The sequence below is a fragment of the Corynebacterium sp. Marseille-P8863 genome (assembly GCF_946902955.1).
Taxonomy (GTDB): Bacteria; Actinomycetota; Actinomycetes; order Mycobacteriales; family Mycobacteriaceae; genus Corynebacterium; species Corynebacterium gottingense.
On the sequence record NZ_CAMPQC010000008.1, the window covers coordinates 110,095 to 125,264 of the forward strand.

The window sequence follows — 15,170 nt, forward strand, 5'->3', positions numbered from 1 at the left end:
TTACCGTGCCCACTACCACCTCTCGCCGTATCACCGGCGTCGGCCTCGCGCGCCTCGGCGTGTGGCTGGTCGTCGCCGCGCTGTTTCTCACCCCGCTCGCGCTCGTCGTGTCGCTCGCGCTCGGCGGCAACCAGATTCCGCTCCTGCTGGAGCAAGGCCTTGGAAAGGCGACGCTGAACTCGGCGGTGACCACGTTGGCGTCGTCAGCCTTCGCGGTCCTCCTCGGCGGGGCAGTGGCGCTGCTGCTCGAGCGAACGGACGTGTACGGCAAAGGCGCGCTGCGGATCCTGCTGTTGTCGCCGCTGCTCGTCCCGCCGTTTGTTGGTGCGATTTCTTGGCTGCAGCTGTTTGGCAACAACCAGGGCCTCAACGCTGTGTTCGGCCGCGAGATCTGGAACCTCTACGGAGCGGACGGCGTGATCTTCCTCATGACGCTGCACTCCTACCCGCTGGTGTACGTCATCGTCGCGGCGGCGCTGCGCTCCATCCCCGCAGACTTGGAGCTCGCCGCGCGGATCAGTGGCGCCGGCAACGCCCGCGTGCTGCGGACGGTCACGCTGCCGCTGCTCGGCCCCGCGTTCCTCAGCGCGTTTACGCTGACCGCGGTGTCGAACCTGGCCGACTTTGGAATCCCGTCGATCTTGGGCTCGCCTGTCCGCTTCGAAACGCTGGCCACCATGGTCTACCGCATGATGGAGTCAGGCATCGTGGCCAACCCGCTGCAGATGGTCTCCACCATCGGCACGGTGCTGCTTGTCCTCGGGATCGTGGCGGTGGTCGCGGACTACGTCGTCTCCGCCCGGGCCGCGAACACCACCCACACTGGCGCGTCGATGCCGCTGCCGCTGGGGAAGTCGCGGGCGGCGGTGTCCGTCGTCGCCTGGATCGTCGCGCTGGCGCTCACCCTCGGGCCGCTCATCGGCCTGACGTACCGCGCGCTGCTTCCCGCTCCGGGCGTGCCGTTTACGCTGGAAAACATCTCACTGTCGAACTTCCAGTCCACCCTGGAGAACCCGCGTGTGATCGAGGGCTTCACCAATTCGGTCACCCTCGCGCTAGGTGCTGCGCTGCTGTGCGGCCTGCTTGGTTGGGCAGTCGGGTTGTTGGTCACCCGCACACGGGCGCGCTCGAACACCGCCCTGACGCTGATCGTGCTGCTTCCGACGGCGCTGCCCGGGCTGATCATCGGCGTCGGATGGGTCATCTACGGCCGCTACACCGACCTGTACAACACCCGGTGGGTGATCCTCCTGGCGTACGTGTGCGCGTTCACCGCGCTCGTGCTGCAGGCAGTGCGTGCCCCGCTGGCGTCCATGCCAGCCGCGGTGGAGGAGGCGGCGCGCATCTCCGGTGCTGGCCGGCTCCGCGCCATGCTTGATACGACCGGCCGCATGGCCATCCCCGCGGTCGTCTCCGGCGCGGTGCTGGTTGCGGTCACCGCGGTGCGGGAACTCACTGTCTCCATCCTGCTCATCGCGCCCGGCACCACCACGATCGGTGTGCAGCTGTTTAACCTGCAGCAATCCGGCAACTACAACCAGGCGTCCGCGCTGGCGCTCATGTTCGCCGTCATTGGCATCGTCGCGCTCGCCCTGACCATCCGCAACCCAGAAAGGAGCGCCAAGTGAGCGAAATCCAGCTCGAGCACTTGACCGTGGCGTTTCCCGACGGCACCGTCGGCCTCAACAATCTCGACGCGAACGTGCAGAGCGGCGAGTTCCTCGCGCTCGTCGGCCCCTCCGGCTCTGGTAAGACGACGCTGCTGCGCACCCTCGCCGGCTTCCTCAGCCCCACGTCCGGCACGATCCGCATCGGCGGCCGCGATGTGTCCGCCGTGCCGCCGGAGCACCGCAACATGGGCATGGTCTTCCAGCAGCACGCGGTCTGGCCGCACATGACGGTGGAGGCCAACGTGGCCTACCCCCTCAAGCAGGCCAAGGTGCCCGCATCGCAGCGCCGCAGCAGGGTCGAAGAGGTGCTCGAGCTCGTCGGCCTGGCGGGGTACGGCGCGCGCAAACCGGACTCGCTGTCGGGCGGCCAGCGCCAGCGCGTCGCCCTCGCCCGTGCCATCGTCGCGCGGCCGAGCGTTTTGCTTCTCGACGAAGCCCTGTCCGCCCTCGACGAGCCCCTCCGCGACGGCCTGCGGCGCGAGCTCGTCGCGCTCACGCGCACGCACAACCTCACGACAGTCCACGTCACCCACGACCGGAAGGAAGCGCTGGCGATCGCCGACCGCATCGCGGTCCTTCGCGACGGCGTCATCGAACAGATCGCTGCCCCGGCGGACCTGCTCGCGCGGCCGGCGTCGGCGTGGGTGGCGTCGTTTATGGGCGACGCCACCGTGCTGCCAGGGCGGATCAATGGGGGACGGGTGGTCGTCGATAGCCTACCCGAGCTGTCCTGGCCCGCCGAGCTCTCGGGCACCGCCGCGGCGGACGGCACCGAAGTCGAGGTGGCGGTCCGGCCATCCATGGTCCACCTCGACGGCGCCGGGCACGACGGCGCGACAGCGACGGCGATGACGATGATCGTGACATCCGCGCTCTACGAGCGCGACGGCTACTCGGTCTCGCTGCGCGCGGGCGACCACGAGTTCCGTGCCTTCGCCCCCGGCAGCGCACGCCCGGAGATCGACACCGCCGCGGTGGTCCGCATCGACCCACCACTGGTCTTCGCGTCAACGCCAAAGGAGCAGGAGTGAGCCAGCGCGGCAGCGTCGCCGAGGTATTCGGCGTCTTCCTCAAACTCGGCTGCACCTCCTTCGGCGGCCCCGTGGCGCACCTCGGCTACTTCCGCGACGAGTTCGTCGAGCGCCGGAAGTGGCTCACGGATTCCGAGTACGCCGATCTCGTCGCGCTCTGCCAATTCCTCCCCGGTCCCGCCTCCAGCCAGGTCGGCATGGCGCTCGGCCTCCGCCGGGCCGGGTACCTGGGCATGGCGGCGGCGTGGGCGGCCTTCACGTTGCCGTCGGCAATCGCCCTGGTGTGCTTCGCTCTGGGGCTCGCCACGCTTGACGACGCCACCCACGCCGGCTGGCTCACCGGGATGAAAGCCGCCGCCGTGGCCGTGGTTGCGCACGCGGTGATTGGGATGGCGGGTTCGCTGGTGACAGACGCGTCGCGCGCGCTGATTGCGGTGTCCGCGATGGTGCTGGTCTTACTCGTGCCGAGCCCCTGGGTCCAGGTGGCCGCGATCCTCGTCGGCGCGGCGGCCGGGTTCGGTTTGCTGCGCGGGGACGGCGGCACGGCCGATGCTGCGTCGCGCGACCGCGCCGTGTACCAGCAGTCCAAAGGCGTGGGCGTGACGTGCCTGGCGCTGTTCGCCGGGCTGCTGGTCGCGCTGCCGTTGATTGCTCGAGGCGGCGACGTCGGCCTCGGCATCGTGGATACCTTCTACCGCGCTGGCGCCCTCGTCTTCGGCGGCGGGCACGTGGTGCTGCCGCTGCTGGAACAGGCCGTGGTGCCGAACGGGCTCGTGGGCGAGGACGTCTTCCTCGCCGGCTACGGTGCCGCGCAGGCGGTGCCCGGGCCGCTGTTCACGTTTGCCTCGTTCCTCGGCGCGAGCGCACACGGCATCCACTGGGCGCTGGGTGCTGTCCTGGCCACGGTGGCGATCTTTTTGCCCGCTGCGCTCCTCGTGGCGGGGGCGATGCCGTTTTGGGACCAGCTGCGTGCCCACCCGGCAAGCCGCAGCGTGCTCGCCGGCGCGAACGCCGCGGTAGTGGGAATCCTGGCGGCGGCGCTGTACACGCCGGTGTTTACTTCGGGGATCGGAGGGCCCGCGACGATGGCGCTCGCCGCGGTCGCCTTCGTTGCGTTGCGGTCGTGGAAGACCCCCGCGTGGGCCGTTGTGATCGGCGCGGCGCTAGTCGGGTTTATCGCCTTGTGATCCGCGCGAGAACCTGGTCATGAGCTGGCGATTTGCTAAGTGGTAGGGTCTGCCTTTATTGTTTACAAAGTCGCAAGGACAGCGAACGAGCCCCGTTCGTCTAGTGGCCTAGGACGTCGCCCTCTCACGGCGGTAACACGGGTTCAAATCCCGTACGGGGTACAACGTAGCCGGACCGGTTTTCACCACAGCGTGGAAGCCGGTCCGGCTTTTGTCGTGTGGGCCGTAACTGGCCCGGCGTGCCGGCGGGGTGCAGTTTGGACTGTTTGACGAAGTCAGGTTGACGAGATCACGGAGTTTTTCCAGCGTCTTCGTCACGGGGTTCTCGTCAACTGGGCACCGTCGGGGCGGCTCCGGATTCACACACCCCTGCCTGGACGTCGCCGATTCCGGGCACTACATACACAATGCGCCGCCCCCGGCCCCTCGTGGAGGCAGGCGGCGGCGCAGGGAGGCAATGGCCGGTGAGCTAGATGTTGAAGTAGTTGCGGATCTGCTGCACCAGGTCGGGGTACTGGTGGGCGAAGATGCCGGCGATGACGGCGAGCAGGGAAGCGAACAGGCCGAGCGCGAGCAGGACGGCGCCGGCGACGCTGCTGCCGCTCGATGCGCCTTCGGTGTCGTCGCTCGGCTTCTCGCCTGGCTGCTGGTCCGGCTTCTCAGTGGGCTCGGCGGTGGTGGTCACCGTGGCATTCGCGGTGGTAGCGACGGTCTTCTCAACCGTCTCCTTGACGGTTTCCTTCGCGGTGGAGGCGACCTCCTCCGTGCGCGTGATGGTGGTGGGCACCAGCTTGGTGGTGGTTTTCTCCACCTCCTCGCGCACGGTCGTCGGGACCGCAGTAGTCACCGTGGTCGGGGCCGGGGAGCCCTTGGTGATCGTGGTCGGGACCTCGGTGGTCTTGTCCACCGTCTGCGTCGTGGTGACCGGCCTTTCCACGGTGGTGGTGACCACGCTGGTCTTCGGCTCCTGCCGCACGGTGGTCGTTGCCGTCGTCGTCTCGGCCGGGCTGGTCTTGCCCGTGGTCGGCGTCGCCTGCGCGGAGGTCGCGGAGGTCGTGGCCTCGGACGGCTTGGCCGGGGTGGTGGTCTCCTCCGGCTTCGCCGCGTCCTTCTTCTGCAGCGTGACTTGATCGACCGTGTACGGGGTGTTGATGTTGTAAGTGGTCAGCTTCAGGGACTCCGGGGAGACATCGATGCTGGTGTAGTCCGGGTTGTAGTCCTGGCGCCAGCGGGCCGTGGACTTGTGCACAAGGTCCGTCGCGCGCTCCTCGCGGATGCGCGGGTGCTTCTCCTTGTTCTCGTCCTGGAAGTCGTAGTACTTGCCACCGGTCGCGGTGGTGGAGGTGACGTAGAGGACCTGGTTCTCGTCCGGGATGAGTACGTCCCCGGCCTTCGCCGCGCCTTCAGGGACGACGGGGTCGGCGCCGTTCATGAGGTGGGTGCGGGTGTAGATGTGGTCGTGGCCGCTGAGGACGAGGTCCACGCCGGCGCTGGACAGCTCTGGGGTGAGCTCGTTGCGCATACGCACGACGTCATTGTCGGTGTAGTGGGTGCCCTGGGAGAATGGCGCCTGGTGAATGCCGGCGATCACCCAGTCCGCGTCCTTGCCCTGCTCGGCGATGGTCTTCTTTACAAACTCCGCGTGCTTCTGAATGTCTTCGCTGGAGCTGCGGTTGCCGTCCAGGCCGATGAACAGCACGTTGTTGTAGGTGAAGAAGTAGTCGGTGGTATCGGCGTCCTCGTTGGGGAGGTAGAAGCCGTCGTCGAAGATGCTGGCCGGGGCGTAGGTCTCGTGGTTGCCGCGCAGCACGGCGAGGCGGTACTCCTTGAGCTTCTCCGGAGCCAGGAACGCCTTCATCTGCTGGTTCGGCGCACCCCAGCCCTCGATCTGGTCGCCCAGATGCATGATGAATGCGGAATCCGGGTGCTCAGAGGTGGCGGTAGTGACTGCCTTGTCCCAGGCGACGGCCTGCTCATCGATCTTGGTGTCCACACCGATCTGCGCGTCTGCGAACGCGAGGAAGTTCCAGGAATCCGACTCCTCGCCGGTGGTGAAGGTCGCCTCATCGGTCCAACCGATCTTGTCGCTGCCAATGCGGTAGGTGTACTCAGTCTCCGGCTCGAGGTTGGTCATCAGCGCCTCGCGGGGGCCCTTTTCCGACGTCACGCTCTGCTTCGACGACGGATCGTCGCTTTTCCAGTACTCGAGGTACTGCTCGCCGAGTCGCGCGGACTGCCAAGCGACGTTCGCCTGGGTCTCGTCAGCGCCGATACCGAGGGCGACGCGGTCGACCGCATTGGTCGCGGCGTGCGCCGTGGGCACTGCGACGGGAGCGGCGAAGAGGGACATTGCAAGTGCGGCTGCGAGTGCGCCGCGGCGGGCGGGGGAACGGTGAGGGGTACGCATGAAGGCCATGGTCCTTTACTTAATCTGAAGATTCTGAACAGGCGGTTACGTGCAAAGCAGCGGAAAGCTGAAATTTAAGTGAACAGTAACTTACTTTGCGCTGTTCGTCTTGCGGAGGCATGAGCGTTGGGTAAAAGTAGCGGTCATGAGCTCAGAGTTTCGTGTGAATCGTCGCGTCGTCCTGCAGGCGGCCGCAGCGTCCGCTGCCGCCGCTGCTGTGGGGGCCACCGGGGCGTACGCCGCCCGCACCGGTACCGTGTCCACCCCGGAAACCCCCACCACTGCGGACCAGTGGGGCCTGCCGTTCCTGCACGGTGTTGCGTCCGGTGACCCGCTGCCGGACCGGGTCGTGCTCTGGACGCGCGTCACCCCGTCGCGCGAGGCGCTACCGGGTTCTGGGCTGGGCGAAGACGTGGAGCTGGAGTGGCAGCTGGACACCTCGGAGGACTTCAAGAAGCCGAAGACGGGTTCCGTCATGGCGGTGGCGTCCTCGGACCACACCGTGCACGTAGACCCGACCGGACTGAAGCCGGAGACGGAGTACTTCTACCGCTTTGTCGTGAAAAGCGGCGAGCATGAGGGAGCGGTCTCTCCGGTCGGGCGCGCGCTGACGGCGCCGAAGGAGGACGCGGACCTGGATCAGCTCAACCTGGCCATCGCCTCCTGTGCCAACTGGGAATCCGGGTACTTCCGGGCGTATGCGGACATGGCCGAGCGCGGACGCAGTGGCGAGATCGACCACGTGGTCTTCTTGGGCGACTACATCTACGAGTACCCCACGGGCGAGTACGCGGGCAAGAGCGGTGTCGCCCGTATGCACCACCCGGAGTGGGAGATCACCACGCTGGAGGACTACCGCCAGCGCTACGGGCGCTACCGTACGGACCTCAACCTGCAGGCGGCGCACGCGGCCTGCCCGTGGATCGTGGTGTGGGATGACCACGAGGTGGCCAACAACAACTGGCGCGAAGGCGCGGAGAACCACACGGACGGCCGCGTGGAAGGGCAGTTTGACGAGCGCCGCGACGCCGCGATGCAGGCCTATTTTGAGTGGCTTCCGGTCCGCGCGGAATCCTTGTCGGGCGAGCGCCGCATCTACCGCCGCTTCAACTTTGGCAAGCTTGCGCAGCTGACCATGATGGACCTGCGCACCTACCGCGACGAGGAGTCCGGCAGCGACCACTTCGACGATCCGGATCGCACGATGCTGGGCAGCGAGCAGTTCAATTGGCTTGCCGAGCAGCTGCAGGAATCCAACGCTCGCTGGGACGTGCTGGGCAACTCGGTGATGATTTCCCCGATGCGCTTTGTCACCATCGCGGACAACGACAAGGCGAATGAAGCCGTCGGGTTCATTAAGGAGCGCTCCACCGGTATCGCGGTCAACTCGGACCAGTGGGACGGCTACGCAGCCGAGCGCAACCGCCTGCTCACGATGCTGGACGAGCAGGAGAGCAACGTCTTGTTCCTCACCGGCGACATCCACTCCGAGTGGGCGAACTCCATCTCCTCGACCTACGGCGAGATCGGCTGCGAGATGGTCACCACCTCCATCTCGGCGCCCAACGTGGACGAGATTCTCACCAGCGCGTTTGGCACCTACCACGAGGAGGACAACTCCACCTCGCTGCTGGTAGAAAAGGTCATTCGTGACAACAACCCGTGGGTCAAGCACATCGATTTTGACGGTCACGGGTACGGGGTCGCCAGCATCCACCACGACTACGTCGACATGCTCTACTACCGCGTGTCCGACGTCGAAGACCCGGACGCCACCGTGTCGCTCGCGCACGAGCAGCAGTGGCGCATCGGCGAGGGCTTCGTCGAGGCCTAACTTAGAGGGCGGCCTCGAGCCGGCCGCGGGCGCTTAGGAGCTCCGCGCCCCACTTGTCGGCGGGGCTGGGGGAGAACCGCTCCGCCGGGCCGGAGATAGAGAGCACCGCGATGACCGAGCCGTCGGGGTCGCGCACCGGCGTCGAGACGGACGCGAGGCCGACCTCGCGCTCGGCGACGGATTCTGCCAAGCCCGTCTCGCGCACGGAGTCCAGTTCGGAGGTGGGGAACGGGGTAGCGTCGATAAGCGCATGTGCGGCGTAGACTCGCGCGGCCGACCCCGCGGTGAGCGAGAGCTGCGAGCCGACCGGCACGGTGTAGGTCAGGCCGGCCGCGGGTTCCTCGGCGGCGATGCACGTGCGGGTGTCGCCGGTGAGCTCGTAGAGCTGGACCGCCTCGCCGGTCGTGGCGACGAGTTCGCGCATGATGGGCGACGCCGCACTGAGCAGCCGCGGCGGCGTACCCGAAGAGAGCGACTCGAGCGCGGGGCCCACCGTCCAGGCTCCCGTGTCGGTGCGCGCGAGGATGTGGTGGACCTCGAGCGCGGTGGCAATGCGGTGGGTGGTGGCCCTGGGCAGCCCCGTGTCCTCGCTGAGTTGCGCGAGGGTCTTGTCGCCCCGCGCGACCGAGCGGACGATTGCTACGGAACGGTCGAGCACTTTGATGCCGGAGTCTTCGCTATACTGTCTCACGTAATGGATAGTAGCATCTCGCATTTTGGGAAGCAGCGCTTCTCGACGGTGCGTTGACCCAAGGAGAATCACCATGGAGCAACAGCCCCTGACGCTGGCCGAAAAAGTGTGGAACGACCACGTCGTTTCCGCAGGCAAGGGCGACGAGCCCGACCTTATCTACATCGACTTCCAGCTGCTCCACGAGGTCACCTCCCCGCAAGCGTTTGACGGACTGCGCATGGCCGGGCGCACCATGCGCCACCCCGAACTGCACCTGGCCACCGAGGACCACAACGTGCCCACTGAAGGCATCGTGAACGGCAACCTGCTTGAGATCGCCGAGCCGACGTCGCGCACCCAGGTGGAGACGCTGCGCAAGAACTGCGAGGAATTCGGCGTGAGGCTGCACCCGATGGGCGACGTCAAGCAGGGGATCGTCCACACAGTCGGCCCGCAGCTGGGAATCACCCAGCCCGGCATGACGATTGTGTGCGGCGACTCGCACACCTCGACGCACGGCGCGTTCGGCTCCATCGCCATGGGCATCGGCACCAGCGAGGTCGAGCACGTGATGGCGACGCAGACCCTGTCGCTCAAGCCGTTTAAGACGATGGCCGTCGAGGTTACCGGCGAGCTCGCCGAGGGCGTGAGCGCGAAGGACCTGATTCTGGCAATCATCGCCAAGATCGGCACCGGTGGAGGGCAGGGCCACATCATCGAGTACCGCGGCGAGGCGATCCGCAAGCTGTCGATGGAAGCGCGCATGACCATCTGCAACATGTCCATCGAGGCGGGCGCGCGTGCGGGCATGGTCGCCCCGGACGAGACGACGTTTGAATACGTCAAGGGGCGCGAGTACGCGCCGAAGGGCGCCGACTGGGACGCGGCCGTCGAGTACTGGAAGACGCTGCCCACGGACGAGGGCGCCACCTTTGACACCGTCGTTGAGATCGACGGCTCGGCGCTCACCCCGTTTGTCACCTGGGGCACGAACCCTGGCCAGGGCCTCCCGCTGGGCGAAAACGTGCCGGACCCGGAGGACTTCACCGACGACAGCTCGAAGCAGGCCGCCGAGAAGGCGCTCGCGTACATGGACCTCACCCCGGGCACGCCGCTGCGCGACATCGCCATCGACACCGTCTTCCTCGGCTCCTGCACCAACGCGCGCATCGAGGACCTGCGCGCCGCCGCCGAGGTCCTGCGCGGCCGACGCATTGCCGACGGCACCCGCATGCTCGTTGTGCCGTCGTCCACGCTGGTCAAGCAGCAGGCCGAAGAGGAGGGGCTGGACGCGGTCTTCACCGAGTTCGGCGCGGAGTGGCGCACCGCCGGCTGCTCGATGTGCCTGGGGATGAACCCGGACCAGCTGGCGCCGGGGGAGCGGTCGGCGTCGACAAGCAACCGCAACTTTGAGGGCCGACAGGGCCCCGGCGGGCGCACCCACCTGGTCTCGCCGCTGGTGGCCGCCGCGACTGCGGTGACCGGGCACCTGGCCAGCCCCGCGGATCTCTAAGCCCATAAGCACTCACACACGACAACGAGGAGTACACATCATGGAGAAGTTCACCACCCACACCGGCGTTGGGGTGCCGCTGACCAGGTCAAACGTCGATACGGACCAGATCATCCCCGCCCGCTACCTCAAGCGAGTTTCCCGCACCGGTTTCGAGGACGGCCTGTTCTCCAACTGGCGCGAGAACCAGCCGGACTTCGTGCTGAACCAGGAGGACTTCGCGGCAGGCTCGGTGCTGTTCGCCGGCCCCGACTTCGGCACCGGATCCTCGCGCGAGCACGCCGTGTGGGCGCTCATGGACTACGGCTTCAAAGCCGTCTTCAGCCCCCGGTTCGCCGACATCTTCCGCGGCAACGCTGGCAAGGCCGGCCTGCTCGCTGGCATCATGAGCGAGTCCGACATCGAGCTGATCTGGAAGCAGCTGGAGCAGACGCCGGGTCTGGAAGCCTCGGTCTCGCTCGCTGACCGCACGGTCACCGTCGGCGAAAACACCTACACCTTCGACATCGACGACTACACCCGCTGGCGCCTGATGGAAGGGCTGGATGACATCGGGCTGACGCTTCGCGACGAGCCCGCGATCCAGGCCTTCGAAGCGAAGCGCCCCGCGTTCAAGCCGGCGGTGCGCTAGACGCGCTACTCCGGCAGGTTTTCCAGCGCCTCCGGGGCAAACTCCTTGAGGAACGCCTTGGCGGTGTTCACCAGGCCGAGCACGCCGCGGTCCACAAAGTCGCGGAACTGCTCGTCGGTGTGCTTCCAGTGGCACGGCAGCGCGTAGGTCACGCCCAGCGCGGCGAGGTCGCGCTCCGGATCCTCCAGCGCCACCGCGGTGGGGAAGGAGCGCACGTTGTTGAACTCCTCGCACCAGGTCAATACCTCGTCGAAGCGGGATGCGGTGACCTCGCTGACGCCGACGGTGGTAAACAGCACGATCGAGTTCGACGTGTACGAAATTTCCATCGAGATGCCCGCAAACCCAGTCTGGAACGAATCCGGGTTCTCGGAGTCGGTGTAAGTCCAGCCCTGCTGCTGGAAGTACTCGCGCACGCGGTCCAGGTCGGTGTTGCGGTAACCGGTTTTGTGGTCAGCCATTACTGTGCCCCCTCGTCGGATGCGTCGGATTCAGTGCTGGATTCGGCGGAACGCTCGCGCGCGATGTCGTCGCGAAGCTCGCTGAGCTCCTCGTTGAGCGCATCGGTGGCGTAGCGCAGCATGGAGAAGTAGAAGTCCAGCATGCGCTTGAGCTGCTCGTCCTCCGCGCCGCCGTTGGGGAAGAACGGGGAATCGACGAAGGCCAGCATGGCGTCGTCTTCCCACGGGGTGGGGTGTATGCGCAGGCGGGGCAGGGAGCGGTTGACGGAGTTCACGCAGCGTCGCAAAGCGCGCTTGTCTTCCTCGGTGCGGGCGGTACCCAGCCACCGGGCGACGATGTTGAACATGTCGCCGTCGAAGCGGAAGAAGCACACCGCGCTGGGGAACGCGGTGACCGTCATGTCGTCCGACTCGCTGCGGTAGTGCTTGAGGCCCAGCTCGTCCAGTGTGGCCTCGACGCGCTCCTGCGTAATCGGGGCGAAAGCCATAATTGTCCTTTCTGCTACTTCACTGGTAGCGCCGAAGGCAGGTAATCTGCACCCGAGAGCTGGCCCTTGTGGAACGTCAGCGACCACACCGAGCCCTTTTTCGCGTTGATTTCCGTATCAATCGGCAGCGTACCGCTTGCTGCCAACCACGCTATCAGCCCCGGGATGGCCTCGCCTTGGCTGCAAATCACGCTCGTGCCCTCGGCGTTGATCACGTCCTCGAACGCGCGTTTCGCGCCGACCATATCGCCCAGCCAGGCCTGGTCCCCGAAGCGAGGGTCGACGGTGACGTCCAGGCCCAGTTCGTCCGCAAGCGGCTCGACGGTGGCCTGGCAGCGGTCCGGCTCCGCCGAGAAGATGCGGGTGGGTGCGAAGGGGGAGAGCATCGGCACCAGCATTTCCGCCTGGCGGCGACCCTTCTTGTCCAGCGGGCGCAGATTGTCATCCCCGGACCACTTCGCGCGCTCGTGCGCGCGAGCATGGCGCACGAGGAGGATGCGGGTATCCGCGGAGCGCGAGAAGCGCTTCTGTGCCTTCTCTAGCACCTGGCGGTCCAGGTTGTAGCTCATCAGCGGCTTCGCCTCGGGGATGGGCAGCCAGCGGATCTCGTCCACCTCGTCGTTCGGGGTGAATTCGCCGCCGGTGACCTCGCCCGTCCAGTAGTAGACCACCTTCGTGGTGTGCTTCACCGGGTAGATGGTCTTGCCCAGCAGCTTGCCCAGGCGCACCTCGTAGCCGGTCTCCTCGCGGATCTCGCGCACCGCGGTGCCCACCAGGGACTCGCCGGGGTCGAGCTTGCCCTTGGCCAGGGACCAGTCGTCGTAGTGCGGGCGGTGGATGCACGCCACCTCGATGGATTCCGGTTGGGTGCGGTTGCCGCGCCACAGCACCGCGCCCGCGGCCAGGGTGGTGCGGGGGAACTCGTCCAGCGGGCGCTTCGGGATCTCCTGGTGGCGCCCGGTGAGGAACATCTCCCCGGCGATGTCCTTGTGCTGCTCGTGCAGTTTCCCCTTGCGCGGTGCGCCCGCGCGCGATTTCTTGTCAGCCATACCCGCTATTTTTGCGCACGCTGTGCTCGCGCGCCAATGCGCCCGCTGCGCCCGCGTGCCGCGCACGGCGTGCAAAACTCTTGATAGGCTGACAAAGTTTGTTGAGGCACAGCGAGGAAGAATGAGGAAGGCAGCAACGCAATGGTGAATGTGGCAGTGCTCGGTGCCGGTTCGTGGGGCACCACGCTGGCAAAGGTCTTCGCCGACGCCGGCAACGCGGTGGACCTCTGGGCGCGCCGCCCGGAGCTCGCCCGCACGATAGAGACCACACGCGAAAACCCCGACTATTTGCCGGGCATCACGCTTCCCGACGCCGTGCGCCCCACCTCCAACGCCGCAGCCGCACTCGGCGCGGACATCGTCGTCTTCGCGGTGCCGAGCCAGACGATGCGCGACAACCTCACCGGGTGGGCGCAGCATTTGCGCACCGATTCGACGCTGTTGTCTATCTCCAAGGGCATCGAATCGGACACGCACCTGCGCATGTCCCAAATCATCGGCGAGGTCACCGGCGCGACCGAGGATCGCATCGCCGTGCTCTCCGGCCCGAACCTGGCCAAGGAGGTCGCGCTCGAGCAGCCGGCCGCCACCGTCATCGCCTGCTCCGACCTCAACCGCGCAAAGCTGGTGCAGGCCGCCTGCGCGACGAACTACCTGCGCCCGTACACCAACGAGGACGTCGTCGGCTGCGAGATCGGCGGGGCGACCAAGAACGTCATCGCGCTCGCCTGCGGCATGGCCTCCGGCCAGGGCCTCGGCGAGAACACCTTGGCCTCGCTGATCACGCGCGGCCTCGCGGAAATCACCCGCCTCGGCACGGAGCTGGGCGCGGACGCCCGCACGTTCTCCGGGTTGGCCGGCCTGGGCGACCTCGTCGCCACGTGCTCGTCTCCGCTGTCCCGCAACCGCACGTTCGGCGCCGCGCTGGGCAAGGGGGCCACGATCGAGGAGGCGAAGGCTGCGACGAAGGGGCAGGTCGCGGAGGGCGTCGTGTCGTCGAGAAGCATCTTCCAGCTCGCGCAGGAGCGGGGCGTGGACATGCCGCTGACCCAGGCGGTGTACGCCGTGTGCCACAAGGGAGTGAAGGTGCCGGAGACGATTGCGGCACTGATGGGGCGGAGCAAGAAGTCGGAGTAGCTGGGAAGCTGGCGGAGCAGCTGGCTGGTGTAGTCTCGATCTGTGATTCGTATAGCCGTCATTTACGGTGGCCAGTCCACCGAGCACTCGATTTCCTGCATCTCGGCCGGCGCAGTCATGGCGCACCTCTCGTCCGAGCGTTACGAGATTTACCCCGTGGGCATTACGCGCAGCGGCGCCTGGGTGGAGGGCGCGCTCGACCCGGTCGCGGGCGCCACGCTGCCGGAGGTATCCGGGAAGCGCGAGGTGGCGCTCTCGCTCAACCCGGACCGGCGCGGCGTGTTCGTCGACGCGGCAAGCGGCGAGGCCCTGGCTCAGGTCGACGTTGTCTTCCCGGTCCTGCACGGCAAGTTCGGCGAGGACGGCACCATCCAGGGCCTCCTCGAGATGGCCGGCGTGCCCTACGTCGGCCCCGGCGTCCTCGCCTCCGCGTGCGGCATGGACAAGGAGTACACGAAGAAGCTCGTACGGGCGGAGGGGGTCGCTGTCGCCGAGGAGGTGGTGCTGCGCGCAGGGCAGACGCTTGACGACGCCCAGCGTGCCCGCCTCGGACTGCCCGTCTTTGTCAAACCTGCCTCGGGTGGCTCGTCGATTGGCGTGTCAAAGGTGGAGTCGTGGGAGGCCCTCGACGAGGCGATCGCGCTCGCCCACGAATCGGACGGCAAGGTCCTCGTCGAGTCGGAGCTGCACGGTGACGAGGTTGAAGTCGGCGTCATCGAGCACCCGGACGGGCGCATTGAAGCGAGCGTGCCCGCCAGGCTCAACGGCACCGAGGATTCCGCCGAGGGCTTCTACGGGTTCGAGACGAAGTACCTGGACAACGAGGTCACCGCGACCATTCCCGCGCCCTACGACGAGGCAACGATCGCGGAGCTCAAGCGGCTCGCGCTGCGCTGCTTCGAGGCGCTGGACTGCAAGTCCCTGGCCCGCATCGACTTCTTCGTTACCAAGGACGGCCCGGTGCTCAATGAGATCAACACCATGCCCGGGTTCACCCCGATTTCCATGTACCCGCAGGTGTGGCAGGCCAGCGGGCTGGCGTACCCAGACCTGCTGGACCTGCTGGTCACCACCGCGCTGAAGCGGTAG

Annotated in this window: 13 protein-coding genes and 1 tRNA gene; 9 read left to right on the forward strand and 5 right to left on the reverse strand. The window is 66.9% G+C overall.

The genetic code is table 11. The features are described 5' to 3' along the window. The first annotated feature begins 5 nt into the window (after window positions 1-5). The 4 genes from OVO38_RS07665 to OVO38_RS07680 all read left to right on the forward strand — a co-directional run bounded on the left by OVO38_RS07665 (window position 6) and on the right by OVO38_RS07680 (window position 4,050). Window positions 6-1,628 (forward strand): ABC transporter permease, encoded by a 1,623-nt coding sequence (locus OVO38_RS07665; protein WP_267208139.1) that lies wholly within the window; start codon window positions 6-8, stop codon window positions 1,626-1,628. Next, window positions 1,625-2,701 (forward strand): ABC transporter ATP-binding protein, encoded by a 1,077-nt coding sequence (locus OVO38_RS07670; RefSeq protein ID WP_122085623.1) that lies wholly within the window; start codon window positions 1,625-1,627, stop codon window positions 2,699-2,701. The genes OVO38_RS07665 and OVO38_RS07670 overlap by 4 nt, the downstream gene beginning before the upstream one ends. After that, a complete protein-coding gene (gene chrA, locus OVO38_RS07675) occupies window positions 2,698-3,888 on the forward strand; it encodes a chromate efflux transporter (RefSeq protein WP_267208140.1) in 1,191 nt (396 codons plus the stop codon). The genes OVO38_RS07670 and chrA overlap by 4 nt, the downstream gene beginning before the upstream one ends. A gap of 89 nt (window positions 3,889-3,977) precedes the next feature. After that, window positions 3,978-4,050: transfer RNA gene (locus OVO38_RS07680), tRNA-Glu, on the forward strand. 307 nt (window positions 4,051-4,357) lie between these two features. Here the strand turns inward: OVO38_RS07680 and OVO38_RS07685 are convergent. After that, window positions 4,358-6,295, reverse strand: a complete 1,938-nt coding sequence (locus OVO38_RS07685; RefSeq protein WP_267208141.1) for a metallophosphoesterase — start codon at window positions 6,293-6,295, stop codon at window positions 4,358-4,360. 145 nt (window positions 6,296-6,440) lie between these two features. On the opposite strand from OVO38_RS07685, the gene OVO38_RS07690 reads away from it, so the two are divergent. Next, window positions 6,441-8,129, forward strand: a complete 1,689-nt coding sequence (locus tag OVO38_RS07690) for an alkaline phosphatase D family protein (RefSeq protein WP_095554675.1) — start codon at window positions 6,441-6,443, stop codon at window positions 8,127-8,129. Between the two features lies 1 nt (window position 8,130). Here OVO38_RS07690 and OVO38_RS07695 read toward each other — a convergent pair whose 3' ends face one another. Further along, a complete protein-coding gene (locus tag OVO38_RS07695) occupies window positions 8,131-8,844 on the reverse strand; it encodes an IclR family transcriptional regulator (protein ID WP_267208142.1) in 714 nt (237 codons plus the stop codon). Window positions 8,845-8,893: 49 nt separating this feature from the next. Between OVO38_RS07695 and leuC the strand changes: the two genes are divergently transcribed. Both leuC and leuD read left to right on the forward strand, forming a co-directional pair. Further along, window positions 8,894-10,315 carry a 3-isopropylmalate dehydratase large subunit gene (leuC, locus tag OVO38_RS07700; protein ID WP_095554677.1) on the forward strand — a complete coding sequence of 474 codons (1,422 nt, stop codon included), beginning with the start codon at window positions 8,894-8,896 and terminating at the stop codon, window positions 10,313-10,315. Window positions 10,316-10,355: 40 nt separating this feature from the next. Continuing rightward, window positions 10,356-10,946, forward strand: a complete 591-nt coding sequence (gene leuD, locus OVO38_RS07705; protein WP_095534999.1) for a 3-isopropylmalate dehydratase small subunit — start codon at window positions 10,356-10,358, stop codon at window positions 10,944-10,946. 5 nt (window positions 10,947-10,951) lie between these two features. Here leuD and OVO38_RS07710 read toward each other — a convergent pair whose 3' ends face one another. From OVO38_RS07710 to OVO38_RS07720, 3 genes are read right to left on the reverse strand one after another with little or no spacing between them, the layout of a single operon-like run. After that, window positions 10,952-11,407 carry a YbjN domain-containing protein gene (locus OVO38_RS07710; protein WP_267208143.1) on the reverse strand — a complete coding sequence of 152 codons (456 nt, stop codon included), beginning with the start codon at window positions 11,405-11,407 and terminating at the stop codon, window positions 10,952-10,954. Next, entirely contained in the window at window positions 11,407-11,895 is a 489-nt protein-coding gene (locus OVO38_RS07715; protein ID WP_267208144.1) for a YbjN domain-containing protein, read from the reverse strand. The genes OVO38_RS07710 and OVO38_RS07715 overlap by 1 nt, the downstream gene beginning before the upstream one ends. A gap of 14 nt (window positions 11,896-11,909) precedes the next feature. Continuing rightward, window positions 11,910-12,944, reverse strand: a complete 1,035-nt coding sequence (locus OVO38_RS07720) for an NUDIX hydrolase (protein ID WP_416358581.1) — start codon at window positions 12,942-12,944, stop codon at window positions 11,910-11,912. 141 nt (window positions 12,945-13,085) lie between these two features. Here OVO38_RS07720 and OVO38_RS07725 point away from each other — a divergent pair, with 141 nt between their 5' ends. Together OVO38_RS07725 and OVO38_RS07730 are read left to right on the forward strand one after the other, a co-directional pair. Beyond that, window positions 13,086-14,081 (forward strand): NAD(P)H-dependent glycerol-3-phosphate dehydrogenase, encoded by a 996-nt coding sequence (locus tag OVO38_RS07725; RefSeq protein WP_095534995.1) that lies wholly within the window; start codon window positions 13,086-13,088, stop codon window positions 14,079-14,081. A gap of 42 nt (window positions 14,082-14,123) precedes the next feature. Then, window positions 14,124-15,170, forward strand: coding sequence for a D-alanine--D-alanine ligase family protein (locus OVO38_RS07730; RefSeq protein ID WP_267208145.1), 1,047 nt, complete (start codon window positions 14,124-14,126; stop codon window positions 15,168-15,170).